Source organism: Oerskovia sp. Root918 (assembly GCF_001428945.1).
Lineage (GTDB): Bacteria > Actinomycetota > Actinomycetes > Actinomycetales > Cellulomonadaceae > Oerskovia > Oerskovia enterophila.
In genome coordinates, this window is sequence record NZ_LMJG01000011.1 from 300011 (window position 1) to 320400 (window position 20390).

A 20390-nucleotide genomic window follows, 5' to 3' on the forward strand; every position below is an offset into this window, starting at 1 on the left:
AGCGCTTGCTAGCGCTCGCTCAGCGTCGCCGCGACCTGCGCGGCGGCGTCCTCGCGGCCCAGTCGGTGCAGGATCGCGACGAGCTCGTTGCCCACGCTCGCCCGCGACCGCTGGTCGCGCGCGAGCCGGAACCCGTCGACCGCCGACTCGAGCACGTCGACGGCGCCCTCCGGGTCGCCCGCCTCCGCGCGCGTGGTCCCGGCGAGCCAGAACGCGTGCGCGGCCCCCGGGAGGTCACCGGCCCGGGCGTACTCCTCGGCGACGGCCTCGGCTGCTGCCGACGCCTGCTCGTGCTCGCCCGTCGAGGCGAGCAGCCGGGCCCGTGTGTCCGAGAGCTCACGGCGCTCGCGGGACCTGGCGTCCGCGCGAGACGACGGCTCGTCGCCCGTTCCGTCGAGGCCACCGGGCTCGTGGCCGGCCGCACCCGCACCTCCGGCCGCGGCGCCGAAGGGGCCGCCCAGGTCCCCGAGCTCCTTCTCGACCGCGACCAGACCCGCGAGCGGGTCTCCCGCGCGGGCCGACGACCGGGCGAAGGCCCGCGCGACCTGGCCCCTGAACTCCGGCCCGACCCCGCCCGCGCGCAGCAGGGCCACGGCGCGCGGGAACGCGGTCAGCGCCCCGTCGAGGTCCTGCTCGAGAGCGGCGATCTGCGCGGCCTCCGCCAGGGCGAAGCCGGCGTCGGCCAGCAGCCCCTGGGCCTCGAACGTCGCCGCTGCCTGCTGGTACAGCAGCGCCGCGGACGCCGGGTCCGTCGCTGCTGCCTCGCTCGCGCGGGCGACGAGCTCGGGGCCCGTGGCGCCTCCGCCCGTGCGCGCCGTAGCGGCCGAGGCAGTGCTCGCGGTCGGTGCGCCGCCCGGCCCGGGCTCCCCGACGCCCACGGGCGCGGCGTCGTCGGGCACCGCACGGCCCGTCCCGGGGGCCGGTGATGCCGCGCCCGAAGGAGCAGTCAGCACGCTCAGGCTCACGGGCAGGACGGTCGGGGTGCTCGCCCACACCGCCTCGGTCCGCCGCGTCGCGGTGTCCGTGCCGTTGCGCGCGTCGAAGGCCGCCGCGAGCTCGAGCGCCTGCGAACGGATCCAGGCGTCGAGCCCCGCGACCGTCGATGCCGGGACCTCGCGCAGCGCGAGGCTCCGGTCCCCGTGCTCGCGCACCAGCAGCGCGGTCGCGGTCCCGACGCTGAGCAGGAACGACCACCGGTCCCGCGGGGAGTCGGCGGACAGCAGGTTGTCCTGCTGCTCCACGAGGCGACCGATCGCCCGCTCGGCGTTGCCCGTCCGCGCCAGGAACTCGATGTGCCGTCCCTGGGGGCCGGTCATCGCCACGCCGTTGTCGAGGTGCCGCAGACCTCGGCGGTGGGTGGTCGCGGCCTTGTCCGCTCGTCCCTGCTCGAGGTAGGCGAGCTGGAGGTGGGAGAGCATGTCGCCCGGCTCGGTGGCGCACTCGGGCGACCCGGCCAGCACGGTCTCGAGGAGGCGGACCCCCTCGTCGGTGCGACCGACGTCGAACAGATAGGCGGCACGGTCTCCGGGCTCGCAGGCCTCGCACTGGGAGAAGTCGTCGCGCGGCGTGGCGACCCACGCCTCGTACGCGGCCGCGACGGCCTGCGTCCCGCGCGAACGCTCCCACTGGAAGCGGGACATGGTCACGGCGTTCATGCCGTTGCCCGCGACCGCGTACCGGCGCTCCATGTCGTCGAGCGTGCGGTCGATCTGCGCGGCCGGGACGGCCGGGAAGTCCATGAGGTTGCCGACCATCCACTTGAACGACCAGAAGAGCGAGTGCGCATCCTGCTCGTCGAAGTGCTCGGGGTGCTCGTCCCACCACCGCAGGAGCTGGGTGAACGGCAGGTAGGCCTTGGTGACCTCGTTGCCCCACACGTAGGACTCGACGAGGACGAACAGCGCGTAGGCGCGAGCCTCGACCGGGCCGTTCGCCGTGATCTCGTCGAGCTCGCCGGCCGCCGCGGTGCTCCGGGCGATCCCGTAGGGCAGGTCGCGGATGCGGGACAGGGCTGCGTTGGCCTCGTGGACCGAGCGGGTCATCGGTTCTCCTCCAGGGGGGTGGTGCCGGGGCGCAGCGCGCGGTCGAGCAGGACCGCGAGCGAACCGTTCATGAGGGTCGCCTCGGAGGACCGCAGGGGTCGTCCGGACAGGAGCAGGGCCGTGACGTAGAGCGACTGGGCACCCGCCTCACGGACCTGCGGGTCCGTGGTCGCGAGGAGGGAACGGACCGTGTCGTTGGTGTCGTTGAGCACGAGCTGGCGCGAGCGCGCAGGGCCCGAGAGCTCGGCGAGCACCTGGCCCCAGAGGTCGTCGGCGGCCTCGACCGTCGCCCGGGCCTCGCGCTCGTGGTCGCCGTCGCGGTCGTGCAGGAGCATCGCGGGCAGCACCGAGGGCTCGTAGGCCCGGACGATCACCTCGCAGTCCTGGGGCGCGAGCGCGGCGTCGATCGCCTGCACCGTGCCGGCGATCTCGAGCTCGCGCAGCGGGTCGACCTCCAGCAGCGCCTGGGACACGTCGCTCGAGGTCACGGGTGACAGCCGCCACCGGGGGAAGCGGGTCGAGATGCGCTCGAGCAGGTCTGCGTCGTAGACGTACCCGCCGTTGACGAGCCCGAGCCCCTGGGCCGCGGCGACCGGCGCGACCCGCCGGAACTCCTCGACGCTGGGGGTCCACAGCAGGCGCGCGCCCTCGGGGAGCGCCGCCTGCAGGTCCGTGAGCGTGCCCGTGCCCTCGGTCGTCTCGAACGGGAGCACCCGGGCCGCGAGGTCCAGCATGTCGTCGTCCTGGAGCGCGAGGGCGCGGACCGCGAGGTGGTGCACCCGCAGGAACGCGCGGCCCGCGGGGGAGTCCTCGGCGAGCGTGGCCAGCGCCCACGCCCGGACCTGGGCTCCGAGGGCCTCTCGCGTCGCGAGCAGGACCTCGTCCTCGTAGAGCCCCTCGCGCGACGCGGTGGGGCGCAGCGCCGAGGCGTCGAGCACGCAGCGCACGAAGAACGCCCAGGGCGGCAGCAGGTCGTCGACCTTGGTGCCCAGGAGCATGCGCTTGAGATACACGCGATGGCTCGAGGGGGTCGTCGGTGACACCGCGGCGGGCAGGACGTACGCGACCCCGCTCAGGCCCGCGACGGGGATGTCGAGGTCGATCCGGGCGAGGGGGGTGAACCCGAGCGTCTGCTCGGCGTAGCGCGTGAGGGCCGCGTCGCGCTCGGCAGGGGTGGCGTGCCGCTCCTGCCAGGGCAGCTCGTGGCCGGTCAGGCGCCGCCAGACCGTGCGCGTGTCCCCGTCGACGGCTGACGGGCCCCGCAGGCCCGGCGTGCCGTCGTCCAGGTCGAGGCGCACCTCGACCTGGAGGTCCACGGGCAGCAGCGACCCGAAGTCCTGGGCGAGGGCCGTGACGGTCGCCGGGGCGAGCCAGTGCTCCATGTCGCGGCGCGGGCGCAGGCGGACGATGCTCCCGGGCTCGGCAGGGACCGTGGGGTCGTCCGCCGCGACCTCGGTCAGCTCGTAGCTGCCGTCCGCGAACCCGCGCCAGCGCACCGGGGCCGGAGCCTCGCCGTCGGGCAGGGAGCGCGCCGAGCGCGACGTGAGCTCGATCTCGTCGGCGACCATGAACGCGGACAGGAGTCCGATCCCGAACTGGCCCAGGAACTCCTCGCGGCCCGTGCCGAGCTCGACGTCGCGCTTGGAGCTGCGACCGATCGTGGCCAGCAGCTCACCGGCCTCGGCGAGCGTCAGCCCCACCCCGGAGTCGGCGACCTCGAGCCCGCCGTCGGGCAGCGGCCGGAGCCGGATCGTCGCGGGCGCGTCCTCGCCCGCGAGCCCGCGCCGCGCGGTGATGGCGTCCACGCCGTTCTGCAGGAGCTCGCGGAGGTAGACGCGGGGGCTCGAGTACAGGTGACGTGCCAGGAGGTCGACGACCCCGTGCAGGTCGACCTGGAACGTGCTCGTCAAAGCGGGCGGTCCTCGACGTAGACGTTCGCGTCCGCGGGCCCGGCGTCCGGGGCAGGGAAGCGCTCGTCGAGCTGCTCGAAGAACTGGAGGCCGGAGAACAGACCGCACTCGACGAGCTGCCCGAGCTGGTCGTCCGCGACACCGAACTCGAGGTCCGTCGAGACCTCGGCGTAGACGCCGAGCTGGTCCCCCTCGACGCGCGAGTAGACCTTGGGCCAGATCTTGCTCTGGTTGACCTCGTTGGCGAGCAGCGCCACCTGCGCCTGGTCGGCGGCCGAGAGGGTGCGGCTCCACCGGCCGCGGACCTGCAGGATCTCGTCCTTGGTCCCCATCACGAAGAAGTAGAAGACGTTGCCGTCCCAGCTGCCGCCCAGGTCGCCGTCGTCGTCGATGCCGTAGTTCCAGCCCTTGCTCGTGAGGATCGCCTCGATGCGGTCCCGCGAGAGCGGTGCGTTCGCGGGCGGAAGGGTCTCGTCCGGCTTGGAGAAGAAGCTCATGTCTCGATTCCTCGTCGTCTCGTGGGGCGCGCAGGGCAGCGCGGGGCGGAGCGTGACGTACCGGTCTGCCGGTGGCCACCCGAGGAGCCTACGCAGGTCCACCCACACAGGGACAGGGGCGACACAAGGGGCAGCCCGCCTGCGCGGAGCCCTGCCCCGAGCCGGGGCGGGGCACCGGGGCTCGCCCGCCGGGTACGGTTCTCGGATGCTCATCGTCGCCGTCGTCGGCCCCACCGCGACCGGGAAGTCGGACCTCGCCCTCGACCTCGCCCAGGCCCTCACCCCTGCCGAGGTCGTCAACGCCGACGCCTACCAGCTCTACCGCGGCATGGACGTGGGGACCGCGAAGGTCCCGGTCGCCGAGCGTCGCGGGATCGTCCACCACCAGCTCGACGTGCTGGACCCCCGCGAGGACGCCTCGGTCGCCGACTACCAGGCCTCGGCCCGCGCGGACCTCGACGCGATCGACGCCCGGGGCGCTCGCGCGGTCGTCGTCGGCGGCTCGGGCCTGTACGTGCGGGCACTGCTCGACGAGATGAACTTCCCGGGCACCGACCCGGACGTCCGCGCGCGCCTCGAGGCGCGCGCCGAGCGCGAGGGAGCACGGGCGCTGCACGCCGAGCTCGCGCGGCTCGACCCCGGCGCCGCGACGTCGATCGGCCCCGCCAACACCCGTCGCATCGTGCGGGCACTCGAGGTCATCGAGATCACGGGCGAACCGTTCACCGCGAACCTCCCGCGCCAGGAGTACGTGCGCCCCGCGGTCCAGATCGGTCTCGACTGCGACCGCGAGACGCTCGACGCCCGCGTGGCCGGTCGGGTCGAGCGCATGTGGGAGCAGGGACTGCTCGACGAGGTCCGTGCGCTCGCGCCGCACCTGGGCCGCACCGCCGAGCGCGCGGTCGGCTACGCCGAGGTCCTGGCCCACCTGCGCGGGGAGATCACGGCCGACGGGGCCCGCGAGCAGATCACCGCGAACACGCGCCGGCTGGCCCGCAAGCAGATGGGCTGGTTCGGTCGTGACCCGCGCGTGCACTGGCTCGACGCGCAGTCGCCCACGCTCCTGGCCGACGCCCTGGAGATCGTCCGCGCGGGCGACGACGGCACCCTGGACACGCGCACGGACGAGCGTCCGACGCGCCGTAGTCTGGGCTCATGAGCCTGCCGCCGCCCCGTCCGACGACCCGCTTCGCCAAGGGCCACGGGACCCGCAACGACTTCGTCCTGCTCGCGGACCTCGAGGGGAGCCGAGACCTCGACGCCGAGCAGGTCCGGGCGCTCACGGACCGCCGCGCGGGCATCGGCGGTGACGGGGTGATCCGGCTGGTCCCCACGGCCTACGTGCCGGAGTCCGCGGCGGTCCTCGCCGAGGACCCCGAGGCGATCTGGTTCATGGACTACCGCAACGCGGACGGCTCGATCGCCGAGATGTGCGGCAACGGGGTGCGCGTCTTCGCGGCCTTCGCCGAGCGCCTGGGGCTCGTGGACCTCACGCCCACCCACACCGCGACCGACGACGCGGGGTCCTCCGACGGCCCGGCAACCTCCACGGCTCCGCGGGTGCTCGCCGTGGGCACGCGCGCCGGGGTCAAGTACGTGCGCAAGGAGGCCGGCGGGTGGTACGCGGTCGACATGGGCCCCTGGTTCCTGCCGGGCGGGCGCACGGCCCTCGACGAGGGCTTCGACGCCGAGGTCGCGGTCAAGGGCTGGGAGGTCGCCCGGCCCGCGCTGAGCGTCGACCTGGGCAACCCGCACACGGTGCTCGCGCTGCCGCACGAGGCCGAGCTCGAGGCCGCCGACCTGTCCGAGGTCCCCGTGGTCTCGCCGCTGCCCCCGCACGGTACGAACGTCGAGCTCGTCGTGCCCCTCGGCGAGGAGGTCTCGGTCGACGGGACCGTCGTCGGGCGCCTGCGCATGCGCGTGCACGAGCGCGGCGTGGGAGAGACCGAGTCCTGCGGCACGGGCGCGTGCGCCGCGGCGCTCGCGGTCCGGGCATGGGGGGGCCCGCAGTCTCCCGACGTGTGGCTGGTCGACGTGCCGGGCGGCACGGTGCGCGTGACGGCCCTCGAGGGCGGTCGCGTCGAGCTGGCCGGTCCCGCGGAGATCGTGTTCGGGGGAGAGATCGACCTGGCGGCGTTCGGGCGCTGACCGCACCCAGGGGCCCGACGGCGGAGCGCACCCTCGTGCTCGGCGCGCGTCGGGCGCGGGACCCGTCGGCAGGGCGGACGGCGGCGCCGGAACTGCGAGCTCAGCCCGCGCGCGTGACCTCGAGGACGCGGAACCCCTTGGCGCTCGCGAGCTTGCTCACCGACAGGTCGTCGTCGAGGTGCTCGTCCAGCCACGCCATGAGGGAGTCGGCGCCCAGGTTGCGCTGCACCACGAGATAGGCCTCGGTGCCGGGCTCGAGGCGCGGCAGCCAGTGCAGCAGCATGTCGTGCAGCACCTCCTTGCCGACCCGGATGGGCGGGTTGGACCAGATCGCGGCGAACCGGACGTCCTCGGGGACGTCCTCGGGGCGGACCGCGCGCACGTTCTCCAGGCCCAGGCGGGCGGCGTTGCGCCGCACCAGGTCGAGAGCCCGCTCGTTGACGTCGACCGCCCACACGGTCGCGCCGGGCGACTCGATCGCCATGCTCAGGGCGACCGGGCCCCAGCCGCAGCCCAGGTCGAGGAGGTGCGCGGCGCCGTCGGGCCCGGACGCAGCGGGCGGGAGGTCCGGGACGGACCGCAGGAGGACCTGAGTCCCCAGGTCCAGGCGGCCCGGGGAGAAGATGCCCGACGCGACCTCGACCGTGACCTCGCGTCCCGCGAGCCGGACCGTGAGCTCCCGACGTTCCTCGGCGGACGCGGGCCGCGCCGTGAAGTAGTGGTCCGGGGAGGGCTCGGGCGTCGCGTCAGGGGTGGTCGTCACGAGGGTCGATCCTATCGGGAGACCCGCCCGGGACCGTCCCGGGTGGACGGTTCACGCGCCGCGCAGGGCGTGAGAGGCTGCGCTCGCGGCGAATAGGTTCGCGTCGGGACGATCCGGCGTGCCACGCTTGTTGTACGACATGCCGACCGGAACGTCTTCCGGACGACGTCGACCGGCCCAGGTCACACGGACCCGGGGCCCGGACCCTCAGCTGAAAGGCGGCCCATGACCCAGACCCCTGCGAACCCCACCCCCGAGACCTCACCGGAGACCGTGGAGCGCCCCGAGCGCGACATCGCCGGAGACGTCGTGGCACGGGTGCTCGCTCGGGCGGGGACCGCGCGCGCCGAGGGGGGCACCCAGCACTCCGTCTACGACGGCGAGCAGCTCGAGCTCGCCGAGCGCACCGCGCTGCGACGGGTCGCGAACCTCTCGACCGAGCTCGAGGACGTCACCGAGGTCGAGTACCGCCAGCTGCGCCTCGAGAAGGTCGTGCTTGTGGGCCTCTACACGGGCAGCGGCGACGCCGCGGCGGCCGAGGCCGAGGTCTCGCTGCGCGAGCTCGCGGCGCTCGCCGAGACGGCGGGCTCCCAGGTGCTCGACGGCGTGCTCCAGCGTCGCCAGAAGCCGGACCCCGGGACGTACCTGGGCTCGGGCAAGGCCGCCGAGCTGGCCGCGGTCGTCGCAGCCACGGGAGCGGACACGGTCGTGATCGACGGCGAGCTCGCCCCCTCGCAGCGGCGTGCGCTCGAGGACATCGTCAAGGTCAAGGTCGTCGACCGGACCGCGCTGATCCTCGACATCTTCGCCCAGCACGCCAAGTCCCGGGAGGGCAAGGCGCAGGTCGAGCTCGCCCAGCTCGAGTACCTGCTCCCGCGCCTGCGCGGCTGGGGCGAGTCGATGTCCCGCCAGGCCGGTGGCCAGGTCGGTGGCGCGGGAGCCGGCATGGGCTCGCGCGGACCCGGTGAGACCAAGATCGAGCTCGACCGCCGTCGTATCCGCGACCGCATGACCAAGCTGCGGCGCGAGATCGCGGCGATGGCCCCCGCGCGCGAGACCAAGCGGTCCTCGCGCAAGCGCCACGCCATCCCGTCGGTCGCGATCGCCGGGTACACCAACGCCGGCAAGTCGAGCCTGCTCAACGCGCTGACCGGCGCCGGCGTGCTCGTCGAGAACGCGCTGTTCGCGACGCTCGACCCCACGGTGCGGCGCGCGCAGACCGAGGACGGGCGCGTCTACACGCTCGCGGACACGGTCGGGTTCGTCCGCGCGCTGCCGCACCAGCTCGTCGAGGCGTTCCGCTCGACGCTCGAGGAGGTCGGCCAGGCCGACCTGCTGCTGCACGTGGTCGACGCGTCGCACCCCGACCCCGAGGGACAGATCGCCGCGGTCCGGCACGTCCTCGCGGACATCCCGGGCATCGACCAGGTGCTCGAGGTCGTCGTGCTCAACAAGGTCGACATCGCCGACCCCGACGTCGTGGCGCGCATCCGTGGCCGCGAACGGCGCACGATCGTGGTCTCGGCGCACACCGGGCAGGGGATCGACGACCTGCTCCAGCTCATCTCCGACGAGCTGCCGCGGCCCGACGTCTCGGTCGACCTCGTGGTGCCCTACCACCGCGGCGACCTGGTCAACCGCGTGCACCTCACGGGCGAGATCGACCTCGAGGAGCACGTCGAGACGGGCACGCGCCTGCTCGCCCGGGTCGACGAGGGGCTCGCGCTCGAGCTCCACGCCGTCGCCGTCCGCGCCTGAGCGCGCAGGGGCCCGGGCTCAGAGGAGCCGGGCCCCAGCGCGTGCCAGGGGGCCGCGGTCTGGCGCTCTTCCGGGCGCCTCGCGGGAGCCTCGTGCGGCCCGGCCCTCGCCGGCCGCGGGCCCGTCGTGTCGGAGGGTCACCGTAGACTTCCGGGGTGCCCGAGGAGACCACCACCACCCTGACCACGGGCTCTGCGACCCCTGACGTCGAGGAGCTGCTCGACCTCGCGGTCGGTGCCCTCGGCGGCGGACGCCGCGCGGGCCAGCACCAGATGGCCGTGAGCGTCGCGACCGCGATCGACGGCTCGGGCGGCCCGGACCACCTGCTGGTCCAGGCGGGCACCGGCACCGGGAAGTCGCTCGGCTACCTCGTGCCCGCGGTGCGCCATGCGGTGTGCGAGGACGAGCGGGTCATCGTCTCGACCGCGACCCTCGCGCTCCAGCGCCAGATCATCACGCGCGACCTCCCGCTCGTCGCCCAGGCCGTCGCGGACAGGCTCCCGCGCGAGCCCCGCATCGCTCTCCTCAAGGGCTGGCACAACTACCTGTGCCAGCACAAGATCGAGGGGGGCTACCCGGCCGACGAGCCCACGCTGTTCGACCTGCCCACGGGGGGTGAGCGCGCGGGCGTCGCGGAGCACCCGGCCCCGGGTGCGGCCTCGGGGGCCGCTGCGCTGGGCGAGCAGGTCGTGCGGTTGCGCGAATGGGCCCAGGAGACCACGACGGGGGACCGCGACGACCTGGTGCCCGGTGTCTCGGACAAGGCCTGGCGGCAGGTCTCGGTCACGGCCCTCGAGTGCCTGGGGGCCAAGTGCCCGCTCATCGACGACTGCTTCCCCGACCAGGCCCGCACGAGCGCGCGCGAGGCAGACGTCGTGGTGACCAACCACGCGATGCTCGGTATCGCCGCGTCGGGCTCGCCCGGCGTCCTGCCCGAGCACGGGGTGGTCGTCGTCGACGAGGCCCACGAGCTGAGCGACCGCGTCACGGCCGCTGCGACCGCGGACCTCTCGGTGCCCATCATCGAGCACGCCGCGCGGCTCGCACGTCGCCACGGGGGAGTGCAGACGACCGACCTGGACCTCGCGATCGGCGCGTTCGGGACCGTGGTCGCCGCGCTGCCCGCGGAGCGCTTCCCGGACGGCCTGCCCGACGACGCGCGCTCGGCCGTCGCGGCGGTCCGCGACGCGGCGCGCACGGTGCTCAGCGCGCTCAAGCCGGACACCTCGGGCGGGCCCCAGGCGCAGCCGGACACCGGGATGAAGATGGCCCAGGCCACCATGCTCCAGGTCTTCGAGATCGCCGAGCGCATGGCGCAGGACCCCACGGGGCACGACGTCCTGTGGTGCTCGCGCGCCGGCGAGGACGGCCGCTGGAGCGGGGACGGCGTGAGCAAGCTGCACGCCGCGCCGCTCGCGGTGGCCGGGCTCATCCGAACCAACCTCCTGACCGAGCGCACGGGCGTCTTCACGTCGGCGACGCTCGCGCTCGGGGGGACGTTCGACCCCGTTGCCCGCTCGCTCGGGCTCGACGACGACGGTGCCACCTGGAGCGGCCTGGACGTCGGCAGCCCGTTCGACTACCCCCAGCAGGGCATCCTCTACATCGCCAAGCACCTGCCCCAGCCCGGCCGCGAGGCGGCCACCGACGGGCAGCTCGACGAGATCGCCGACCTCATCACCGCGGCGGGCGGGCGGACGCTGGGCCTGTTCTCGTCGCGGCGCGCGGCGCTCGCGGTCGCCGAGGCAATGCGCGAACGGCTCGACGTCCCGGTCCTGTGCCAGGGCGACGACCAGCTGCCCACGCTCGTCAAGGAGTTCGCCGCAGACCCGCAGACGTGCCTGTTCGGCACGCTCTCGTTGTGGCAGGGCGTGGACGTGCCGGGCCCCAGCTGTCAGCTCGTGCTCATCGACCGGATCCCGTTCCCCCGGCCCGACGACCCGGTGAAGTCGGCCCGCGCCCGCGCAGTGGAGGCCGCGGGGGGCAACGGCTTCATGCAGGTCTCGGCCAACCATGCGGCGCTGCTGCTCGCCCAGGGTGCAGGGCGGCTCATCCGGTCGACCGCGGACCGCGGTGTCGTCGCCGTCCTCGACCCGCGCCTCGCGACGGCTCGCTACGGTTCCTACCTGACCAAGTCGATGCCGGACTTCTGGACCACGACCGACCGACGTGTCGTCCTCTCTGCGCTCGAGCGCCTCTCCGCCCTAGGCTGAGACCCGGCAGTCCACGCGGTGGACGCGGTCTCCGTCCGGCGGAGGCTCGAGGTCCGTCGCACAACGTCCAGGAGGCACAGTGCCCGCCCGTACCACCAAGCTCGCGATCGTCGGCGCAGGTTCCGTCGGATCGACCCTCGCCTACGCGGCGCTCATGCGAGGGGCCGCTCACACCGTGAGCCTCCTCGACATCAACAAGACCAAGGTGGAGGCCGAGGTCCTCGACCTCCAGCACGGCATCCAGTTCATGCCCATGGCCAAGGTCGAGGGCTCCGACGACGTCGCGGTGTGCGCCGACGCCGACGTCGTCGTCTTCACCGCGGGCGCCAAGCAGAAGCCCGGGCAGACGCGCCTGGACCTCGCGGGGGCGACCATCTCCCTGGTCCGCAACATCCTGCCGGGGCTCGTCGAGGTCGCGCCCAACGCGATCTACATCATGGTGACCAACCCGGTCGACGTCGTGACGTACGCGGCGCTCAAGTACTCGGGGCTGCCGTCCAACCAGCTCTTCGGCAGCGGGACTGTCCTGGACTCCTCCCGCCTGCGCTTCCTGGTCGCGCAGCACTGCGGTGTCGCGGTGCAGAACGTCCACGCCTACATCGCGGGCGAGCACGGCGACAGCGAGATCCCGCTCTGGAGCTCGGCGACCATCAGCGGCGTGCCGCTGCTCGACTGGCAGGGGCTCACGGGCCGTGGGCCGCTCACCGCCGAGGTGCGTGAGGACATCGCGCACGAGGTCGTGCAGTCGGCCTACCGCATCATCGAGGGCAAGGGCGCGACCAACTATGCGGTCGCGCTCGCCGCCACCCGCATCATCGAGGCGATCCTCGACGACGAGCACCGCGTCCTGCCCGTCTCCTCGCTCCTCGACGACTTCCACGGGATCAGCGACGTGTGCCTGTCCGTGCCGTCGCTGCTGGAGCGGCGAGGGTGCGGGGAGCGGATCGAGGTCCCGCTGTCCGACATCGAGCTCGCCGGGCTGCGCTCGTCCGCGGACTCGGTGCGCGCGGTCGCGAAGAGCTTCGGGCTGTGACGCGCCAGAGCTGACTCCCGCGAGGGGGCCGAGGACCGCCGACAGGCGGTGCCCGGGGCACGACGAAGGGGACGGCCGGTGCGGCCGTCCCCTTCGTCGTGCAGGAACAGGGGCGTCGAGAGGCGAGCAGGTCAGAGGCTGCGCAGGACCGAGACGACGCGGCCGAGGACCTGCGCGTCGTCGCCGGACAGCGGGCGGTACGCCTCGTTGTGCGGCATGAGCCACACGTGCCCGTCGATGCGCTTGAAGGTCTTGACGGTCGCCTCGCCGTCGATCATCGCGGCCACGATCTCACCGTTCTCCGCGACGGGCTGGCGACGGACGACGACCCAGTCGCCGTCGCAGATCGCTGCGTCGATCATGGAGTCTCCCGACACGCGCAGCAGGAAGAGCTCACCGTCGCCCACGAGCTGGCGGGGCAGCGGGAACACGTCCTCGACGACCTGCTCCGCGAGGATGGGGCCACCGGCCGCGATGCGCCCCACGACGGGGACGTACGACGGGGTGGGGCGCTCGGGGGACTCCTCGGCGGGATCCACGCCCTCCACGCGCGGGAAGCCGCTGCCTGGCAGAGCCCTGATCCCGCGCGAGTCGTCGGTCTGGACGACCTCGATGGCCCGAGGACGATTCGGGTCGCGGCGCAGGTAGCCCTTGCGCTCGAGCGTCGTCAGCTGGTGCTTGACGCTCGACGGGCTGGTCAGGCCGACGGCCTCGCCGATCTCGCGCATGCTCGGCGGGTAGCCGCGCTGCTCGACCGACGACCGGATCGTCTCGAGGACCAGGCGCTGACGCGCAGTGAGCCCGTCCCCGCCCGTCGCAGGGTCGGGGAGCTCGTGCACCTTCGCGAGCCTGCCCGTGGTGTCGGCCACCCGTCCCGCCATCGTCGTCTCCGCCCTGCTCGGCCGTTCCGGTCCTTGTCCTGCGGAGGGTGCGCCGAGAGCGGCGCCGCCTCCTCCTGGTAGAGCTCCCGGCCGCCTGCGCGCGCCCCGAAGGGGCCCGACATATCGGACGACCGGTACAGGTCCAGGGTAGGTCACCACGCGACACGAATCAAACACATGTTCGAGCATGTCTCGACAACGCGTGCAGTCGGTGATAGAAATCGTACAGATGTTCGACGTACAGGTGTTCGAACCGACCGGGGAAGGCGGTTCGGGCACCCCTGGCGAAGGAGTGGACATGAGCGCAGTGGTGTCGATGGACGAGTGGCGTACGGCGAGGCGTCAGGCGTCCGTGCCGATGCCGGCGTCGGAGGGTCCCCTCCGTCTCACGCTCCGCGGTCGGGTCGTCCTGACGGCGCTCGTCCTCGGGCTCATGGCGCTCGTCGTGCTGTGGGGCGGCAAGGCCTTCGCCTCGGGCCCGGGGGAGCCGCGCGAGGTCACGGTGCACGCGGTCCAGGCCGGCGAGACGCTCTGGCAGCACGCCGCAGCGCTGGCCGGGGGCGACCGGGACGTGCGTGACGTCGTCGACGAGCTGATGGCCCTCAACGGGCTCTCGTCGGCCAGTCTCGAGGTCGGGCAGCAGCTGCTGCTCCCGGTGGGCGAGGGGTGACGGGCTGCTCCGGCGGTTCAGGCCAGCGCTCGCCGGGGCTCTGGTGCCGCGTCTCGGCAGGTTTGCGTGTGAGACAGGGGTTGCGCACTGCCCTTAGGTTCCCCTAAGTTAGTACTGCCTCACCAACCCGGCTGGGGGGTCGGTCGGTGGGGAGGAGGCGCGCACTGCCGCGTCTCCGCAGTTGCGTCGACGTCTGCGAGGCGAGTCGCGGACGTGAGATGGGGACGGGGGCGTCCCGACGGAGGTGGCCGGTTGCCGGCCACCTCCGTTCTCCGTTTGTGACCGATGCCCGGGGCGGGGCGCCTTGCATGTCGCCGAGCGGGCGACGTACGTTCGGGGCGCACCTCCGGAGCGGCCGCTCCGGAGCCAGGCCGACCAGCACAGGAGACCTTTCCCATGCACTGTCCGTTCTGCCGGCACGCGGACTCTCGGGTCGTCGACTCACGGACCTCCGACGACGGGGCATCGATCCGCCGTCGCCGCCAGTGCCCCGCGTGCAACCGGCGCTTCACCACGATCGAGACCGCGAGCCTGTCCGTGGTCAAGCGTTCGGGGGTGACCGAGCCGTTCAGCCGGGAGAAGATCGTGACGGGCGTGCGCAAGGCCTGCCAGGGGCGACCGGTCAACGAGGACGACCTCGCGGTGCTGGCCCAGCGCGTCGAGGAGTCGCTGCGGGCCGGCGGCAGCGCCGAGCTCGACGCCTACGAGATCGGCCTGGCCATCCTCGGCCCGCTGCGCGAGCTCGACGAGGTCGCCTACCTGCGCTTCGCGAGCGTCTACCAGGCCTTCGACTCGCTCGAGGACTTCGAGACCGCGATCAACTCGCTGCGCGCCGAGCGCGAGGCTCGGGAGGATGCGGTGCGCGGACGCGACGGCTCCGAGGGGATCGACGTCGAGCAGGACCCTGCGCCCGCGGGGGAGGCCTCGCACCTGGCCTGAGCCGGGCGTGGCGCCGTGCTCGCGCGCCACGCGTGCCGCGCTTGGTCGGCGCGGACGATGCGTCCCGTGCTCCGTCGGCGCGGACCGGGACGGGACGGAGTGTGCTCAGAGCCTGCTCGACCGGTCGGCCCAGATGTTGATGCCGGTGTCGAGCGGGCGCGACGTGCCGTCCGGGGCCGTTTCGAGCGACACCGCGTCGATCGCCGCGAGCTCCGCGGGGGAGAACGGGACGGCGTCGAGCGCTCGCAGGTTCTCGTCGAGCTGGGCCGTCGTGCGCGCCCCCACGAGGACCGAGGTCACCCGCGGGTCCCGGAGCGTCCAGGCGAGCGCCATCCGTGGCAGCGACTCGCCGCGGCCCGACGCGATCTCCCGCAGCGTGCGGACCCGGGCGAGGTTCTCCGGCGAGAGGAGCTCGGTGCGCAGCGACACTCCGCGCGCGGCGCGAGACCCCTCCGGCACGCCGTCGAGGTAGCGGTCGGTCAGCATGCCCTGGGCCAGGGGCGAGAAGACGATGAGGCCGGTTCCCGCGTCGCCGGCGACGTCGAGCAGCGTCCGTCCGTCGGGCCCTGGCTCCTCGATCCAGCGGTTGAGGATCGAGTAGGACGGCTGGTGCAGGACCAGGGGCAGGCCCAGGTCCGCGGCGATCTCGAGGGCCTGCGCGGTGCGACGGGCCGAGTAGGACGAGATCGCGGCGTACCGGGCGCGTCCCGAGGCCACGGCGGTGGCGAGGGCGCCGACCGTCTCGCGCAGCGGTGTCGCGGGGTCGAACCGGTGGGAGTAGAAGACGTCCACGTGGTCGAGTCCCAGTCGACGCAGCGAGGCGTCGAGCGAGGACAGCAGGTACTTGCGCGAGCCGCCTTCGCCGTACGGGCCAGGGCCCATGCGGTAGCCGGCCTTGGTCGAGAGGAGGAGCTCGTCACGGTGTCCCCGCAGGTCCGTCGCGAGCAGGCGGCCGAACCCGGCCTCGGCCGACCCGGGAGGAGGGCCGTAGTTGTTCGCGAGGTCGAAGTGGACGACACCCCGCTCGTAGGCGTGCAGCACGAGCTCGCGCTGAGCGGCGAACGGCGTGGAGTCCCCGAAGTTCTGCCACAGACCCAGGGAGAGGGTAGGCAGGGTCAGGCCGGAGCTCCCGGCGCGCCGGTACGTCATGTCGGCGGTGCCCGTCGGTGTTTTGTGCGACATGTCTCGACCGTACCCGGTCGTATTCGCTGGCGTTACCGATCGGCGTACGCCAGGCTGGGGGCAGGGGAGCGCCCCCAGGCGTACCCGTTCCACCGAGAGCAAGGAGGCCCGCCGATGACGACGTCGAAGGACGAGACACCAGCGACCACGCCCAGCGAGGACGCGAAGGCGAAGTTCCGCGAGGCGCTGGACCGCAAGAACGCCGCGAGCCACCGCACCGCGGACGGGGGCTCGAACACGGGCACCGTGCACGGTTCGGAGACCGTCGGACCTGTGCAGCGCACGTTCCGCCGCAAGTCCGGCTGAGCGGCTGCCGGGCACTGCCCGGCCCGCCCGTGACGACGAAGGGACCGCACCCACGGGTGCGGTCCCTTCGTCGTAGCGGCTCGAGCTAGCGGGTCAGGACAGCACCCGCAGCTTGACGGTCGCGTCCATCGCGCGCAGCGCCTCGATCGCGGCCGGCTCGAGCTCCGAGCCGACGTCGGTCACCACGTAGCCGAGCTCACCGCGGGTCGCGAGCATCTGACCCTCGATGTTGGTGCCGTGCTCCGCGAGCACGGCGTTGACGGCTGCCAGCACGCCCGGGGTGTTGCGGTGCAGGTGCGCGATCCGGCTCACGCCCGTGCTCTGCTCGAGGGCCAGACCGGGCATGTTGACGCTGAGCGTGGTCGAGCCCGTGGCGAGGTAGTCACGGAGCTTGCCGGCGACGAACTGGCCGATCGACTCCTGCGCCTCCTCCGTGGACCCGCCGATGTGCGGGGTCAGGATCACGTTCGGCAGACCACGGAGGTCCGACTCGAAGTGGTCGCCGCGCTTCTTGGGCTCCTCGGGGAAGACGTCGATCGCCGCGCCGGACAGGTGCCCGGACAGGATGGCCTCCCGCAGAGCCCCCGTGTCGACGACGAAGCCGCGCGAGAGGTTGAGCAGGATCGAGCCCGGGCGCATGCGCGAGAGCTGCTTCTCGCCGAACAGGCCGGCGTTGCCGCCGCGCCCGTCCACGTGCAGGGTCACGACGTCGGCGGTCTCCAGGAGCTCGTCGAGGGTGTCCATGCGACGGGCGTTGCCCAGCGCGAGCTTCTCGGCCGTGTCGTAGAAGATGACCGACATGCCGAGCGCCTCGGCCACGACCGAGAGCTGGGTCCCGATGTTGCCGTAGCCGATGATGCCCAGGGTGCGGCCACGGACCTCGTGCGCGCCCTCGGCCGACTTGTCCCAGATGCCGTCGTGGAGCGCGCGGTCGCGCTCGGTCAGGCGTCGGGTCAGCGCGATGATCTCGGCCAGGGCGATCTCCACGACCGACCGGGTGTTCGAGAACGGGGCGTTGAACGTCGCGACACCGTGCGAGGCGGCGGCCTTGAGGTCGATCTGGTTGGTGCCGATGCAGAACGCGCCGATCGCGACGAGGTCCGGTGCGGACTCGATGACGCGGGCGGTCACGTTGGTCTTGGACCGGATGCCGAGGATGTTGACGCCCTGGAGCGCCTCGATCAGCTCGGCCTCGTCCATGGCCCCGGATCGCACGGTCACGTCGATGCCGGCGGACTCGAAGATCGAGGTGGCGAGTGGGTGCAGGTTTTCGAGGAAGAGGGCGCGTAGCACCTCCCTATGGTGCTCCGAGTTGCCATGAGCACCAAACGAGTCTTGTCCTTCGGACGCCCGGCACGGCTGGCCGGACGCCGTCCGGGCGCACCCCACGACAGGTCCGGCGACGCCGGCCGGGCACCCCGCCCGGCCGGCGCCGCGCGCCCCCTCAGTCGGCGAACCCTCCGGGCAGGGGCTGGGCGTGCACGACGACGAGTCGCTGGGTGGGTCGCGTCATGGCCACGTACAGGTCCGAGGCGCCCGAGGTACCGGCGAGGATCTCGGCCGGTTCGACCAGGACGACGGCGTCGAACTCGAGGCCCTTGCTCTGCGTGGGGCTCAGGACCGTCAGCGCCGCGGCGAGCGCGCCGGGGAGGGCCGCGGCCGGACCGGCGAGCAGCGGCGTCGAGCCGTGCGCCTCGACCAGCTGCTCGCGCACCTCGCCCACGCGCCCGGCCGGGACGACCACGGCGACCCGGCCTGCGCCGTCGGGCCCGACGAACTCCGCCAGCGCCGCGCGGACCCGTGCGACGACCTCCGGTCCCACGGCCCCGGCAACGGAGACGGGGGCCAGCACGAGGGCTCCCGGGACGTCGCGCGCCGAGGTGAGCGACGACGTCGGGAGGCCCGACGCGGCCGCGAACCGCTGCGCGGTGTCGGCGATCTGGGTGGGCGTGCGGTAGTTGACGGTCAGGGTCGCCTGCCGCCACGCGTCTCGCAGCAAAGGGTCGAGCATGCTCGACCACGACCGCGCACCCGCGAGCGAGGACGTCTGGGCGACGTCGCCGACGATCGTCATGGACCGTGTGGGGCAGCGGCGCACCAGGGCGCGCCACGCCATCGCGGAGAGCTCCTGGGCCTCGTCGACCACGACGTGCGCGTACGTCCACGTGCGGTCCTGGGCAGCGCGCTCGGCCGTGGTCAGGCGCGAGCCGCCGCCGCCGAAGCGGTCCGCGAGGATCTCCGCCCCCACGATCCCGCCCCCTGCTCCCGAGGACTCGAGCACCTGGCGCGCGTACTCGAGGTTCGCCGCGCGGTCCGCTGCCTCGGCCTTGGCCTGGGCGCGGGCAGCCTGGTCGTCCTCGCCCAGGAGCTCGGCGGCCTCGTCGAGGAGCGGCACGTCCGCGGGCGTCCAGGGTGAGCCCTGGGGGCGTGCGAGGGCCGCTCGGTCCGCGCGTGACATGTCGGGTGCCGCCTCGGCGAGGCGGTGCGGCTTGATGAACAGGTCCTCGATCAGGCGCTCGGGCGTGAGCGGCATCCAGGCGAGGTTGAGCGCGATCCGGATCTCGCGCTGCCGACGCAGGTCGTCGATCACCTCGGCCCGCTCCTCAGGAGCGACCGGCCCGCCGAGCTCGGCGAGGTACTGGTCGGCGAGCCGGCCCAGCATCTCGCGCACGAACGGGACGCGGGCGAGGTTGTGCGGCTTGTGGGTGCGGTGGGCCTTGGCGATCGCGTCGCGCACGTCGGAGCGGCGGACCACCAGGTCGTGCCCGTCGATGCGCAGGTGCTGGTCCGCGGCAGGCACGCGCTGGCGCGCGCGGACGGCCCGCTGGACGATCCTGGCCCAGGACGCGCGGCCCTTGATGCGGGCCACCTCGGGGGACTCCTCGCCGTCGGCGACGAGTCCCGGGAGCAGCTCGGCGATCGTGGTGCTCACGACGCCGGTCTCGCCGAGCGAGGGCAGGACCTGGTCGATGTAGTGCAGGAAGGACAGGCTGGGGCCGACCAGCAGGACGCCCGAGCGCTCGAGCAGGCGGCGGTGGGCGTACAGGAGGTAGGCCGCGCGGTGCAGCGCGACGGCCGTCTTGCCGGTGCCCGGCCCGCCCTGGACCACCAGGGCGCCCGCGAGCTCCGAGCGGATGATCGCGTCCTGCTCGGCCTGGATCGTCGCGACGATGTCGCCCATGCGGCTCGTCCGGCCGGCCGCCATGGCGGCGAGCAGGGCTCCCTCGCCCGAGAGCGAGGACTGCGAGGCGGCGTCCGAGGACAGGTCGAGGACCTCGTCCTCGAGCCCGGTCACGCTGCGTCCCCTGGTCACGAGGTGCCGACGGCGCCGCACCCCGTCGGGGTGTGCCGCGGTCGCCCGGTAGAACGCCTGGGCGGCGGGAGCCCGCCAGTCGGTGAGGATCGAGGCGTGGTCCTCGTCGGACAGGCCGATCCTGCCGACGTAGCGCGTGGTGTCGTCGTCGAGGTCGAGGCGCCCGAAGGTCAGGCGCTCCTCGACGGACTCGAGCTGCGCGAGCCGGTCCTCGTAGAGGGTTGCGAACGCGTCGCGCTCGCTACGGTTCTGGGGGGAGCCGGAGGGGCCGCCGCGGCGGACGCCCGCCAGTCGGGCCCGGGTCGCGGCGCGCAGCTCGTCGAGGCGAGCGTAGAGCGTGTCGACGACGAGCTGTTCCTTGCCGATCTCCTCCTGTCGTCCGGAGGGCTGGTGGTCCGGCGTGGCCGTGACCTGTCCGTCCGGAGCCCGTGTCCCGCTCGTCCGGTCGCTCGTCTCGCGCACCCTGATCCGTCCTGTCCTCTGGTCCCACGTGGCCCGCTCGCGCACCCCCGCGATGCAGCCGTCCATTATTGCCGATCCGGGCGGTCCCGGGGGCCATCCGACCGAGGCGCGGACCGGGGACAGGCGGCAGGTCGGACAGGGGGAGGACGGGGGCAGGTCCGGGGCCACCGGTCCGCTCGTCCGGGCGTGCCCGCCCCGGAGCGGCGCAGGAGGCGCGCCCGCATCCCACCGCGAGGCAGCGCTGTCCTCTACGATCGGGAACCATGGCGAGAG

At 73.5% G+C, this 20390-nt stretch carries 16 protein-coding genes; 8 read left to right on the forward strand and 8 right to left on the reverse strand.

The genetic code is table 11. The features are described 5' to 3' along the window. Nucleotides 1–8: 8 nt before the first annotated feature. From ASE27_RS08975 to ASE27_RS08985, 3 genes are read right to left on the reverse strand one after another with little or no spacing between them, the layout of a single operon-like run. Nucleotides 9–2042: a hypothetical protein gene (locus ASE27_RS08975; protein WP_056648789.1), complete on the reverse strand. Its 2034-nt coding sequence runs from the start codon at nt 2040–2042 to the stop codon at nt 9–11. Continuing rightward, the gene (locus ASE27_RS08980; protein WP_056648792.1) at nt 2039–3952 is read right to left on the reverse strand and encodes an HSP90 family protein; all 1914 of its coding nucleotides are present in this window, start codon (nt 3950–3952) and stop codon (nt 2039–2041) included. The genes ASE27_RS08975 and ASE27_RS08980 overlap by 4 nt, the downstream gene beginning before the upstream one ends. Beyond that, a complete protein-coding gene (locus ASE27_RS08985) occupies nt 3949–4449 on the reverse strand; it encodes a YbjN domain-containing protein (protein WP_056648794.1) in 501 nt (166 codons plus the stop codon). Before ASE27_RS08985 ends, ASE27_RS08980 begins: the two co-directional genes overlap by 4 nt. A gap of 205 nt (nt 4450–4654) precedes the next feature. On the opposite strand from ASE27_RS08985, the gene miaA reads away from it, so the two are divergent. Next, nucleotides 4655–5608 (forward strand): tRNA (adenosine(37)-N6)-dimethylallyltransferase MiaA, encoded by a 954-nt coding sequence (gene miaA / locus ASE27_RS08990; protein ID WP_056648796.1) that lies wholly within the window; start codon nt 4655–4657, stop codon nt 5606–5608. After that, nucleotides 5605–6597 carry a diaminopimelate epimerase gene (locus ASE27_RS08995; protein ID WP_056648798.1) on the forward strand — a complete coding sequence of 331 codons (993 nt, stop codon included), beginning with the start codon at nt 5605–5607 and terminating at the stop codon, nt 6595–6597. The genes miaA and ASE27_RS08995 overlap by 4 nt, the downstream gene beginning before the upstream one ends. Nucleotides 6598–6697: 100 nt before the next feature. Here the strand turns inward: ASE27_RS08995 and ASE27_RS09000 are convergent, their stop codons facing one another. Beyond that, nucleotides 6698–7360: a class I SAM-dependent methyltransferase gene (locus tag ASE27_RS09000; RefSeq protein WP_056648800.1), complete on the reverse strand. Its 663-nt coding sequence runs from the start codon at nt 7358–7360 to the stop codon at nt 6698–6700. A gap of 225 nt (nt 7361–7585) precedes the next feature. Between ASE27_RS09000 and hflX the strand changes: the two genes are divergently transcribed. The 3 genes from hflX to ASE27_RS09015 all read left to right on the forward strand — a co-directional run bounded on the left by hflX (nt 7586) and on the right by ASE27_RS09015 (nt 12364). Then, complete coding sequence (gene hflX, locus ASE27_RS09005; RefSeq protein ID WP_056648802.1) at nt 7586–9118, forward strand: GTPase HflX; 1533 nt, start codon at nt 7586–7588, stop codon at nt 9116–9118. 155 nt (nt 9119–9273) lie between these two features. Beyond that, complete coding sequence (locus tag ASE27_RS09010) at nt 9274–11331, forward strand: ATP-dependent DNA helicase (protein ID WP_056648804.1); 2058 nt, start codon at nt 9274–9276, stop codon at nt 11329–11331. A gap of 79 nt (nt 11332–11410) precedes the next feature. Beyond that, nucleotides 11411–12364, forward strand: a complete 954-nt coding sequence (locus ASE27_RS09015; RefSeq protein WP_056648806.1) for an L-lactate dehydrogenase — start codon at nt 11411–11413, stop codon at nt 12362–12364. A 131-nt stretch (nt 12365–12495) separates the two neighbouring features. Here ASE27_RS09015 and lexA read toward each other — a convergent pair whose 3' ends face one another. Next, a complete protein-coding gene (gene lexA / locus ASE27_RS09020) occupies nt 12496–13245 on the reverse strand; it encodes a transcriptional repressor LexA (protein WP_056648808.1) in 750 nt (249 codons plus the stop codon). A 298-nt stretch (nt 13246–13543) separates the two neighbouring features. Here lexA and ASE27_RS09025 point away from each other — a divergent pair, with 298 nt between their 5' ends. After that, the gene (locus tag ASE27_RS09025) at nt 13544–13915 is read left to right on the forward strand and encodes a LysM peptidoglycan-binding domain-containing protein (RefSeq protein WP_056648810.1); all 372 of its coding nucleotides are present in this window, start codon (nt 13544–13546) and stop codon (nt 13913–13915) included. A gap of 396 nt (nt 13916–14311) precedes the next feature. Then, nucleotides 14312–14854 (forward strand): transcriptional regulator NrdR, encoded by a 543-nt coding sequence (gene nrdR / locus ASE27_RS09030; protein ID WP_056648812.1) that lies wholly within the window; start codon nt 14312–14314, stop codon nt 14852–14854. Nucleotides 14855–14959: 105 nt separating this feature from the next. On the opposite strand, the gene ASE27_RS09035 is transcribed toward nrdR, so the two are convergent. Next, on the reverse strand, nt 14960–16036 hold the full coding sequence (locus tag ASE27_RS09035; protein WP_200955924.1) for an aldo/keto reductase: 1077 nt from the start codon (nt 16034–16036) through the stop codon (nt 14960–14962). 114 nt (nt 16037–16150) lie between these two features. Here ASE27_RS09035 and ASE27_RS09040 point away from each other — a divergent pair, with 114 nt between their 5' ends. Next, entirely contained in the window at nt 16151–16342 is a 192-nt protein-coding gene (locus ASE27_RS09040) for a DUF5302 domain-containing protein (RefSeq protein ID WP_056648816.1), read from the forward strand. Nucleotides 16343–16435: 93 nt separating this feature from the next. Here the strand turns inward: ASE27_RS09040 and serA are convergent, their stop codons facing one another. Together serA and ASE27_RS09050 are read right to left on the reverse strand one after the other, a co-directional pair. After that, a complete protein-coding gene (gene serA, locus ASE27_RS09045; protein WP_056648818.1) occupies nt 16436–17635 on the reverse strand; it encodes a phosphoglycerate dehydrogenase in 1200 nt (399 codons plus the stop codon). Nucleotides 17636–17786: 151 nt separating this feature from the next. Next, nucleotides 17787–20183 (reverse strand): AAA family ATPase, encoded by a 2397-nt coding sequence (locus ASE27_RS09050; RefSeq protein WP_082608724.1) that lies wholly within the window; start codon nt 20181–20183, stop codon nt 17787–17789. Nucleotides 20184–20390 lie beyond the last annotated feature (207 nt).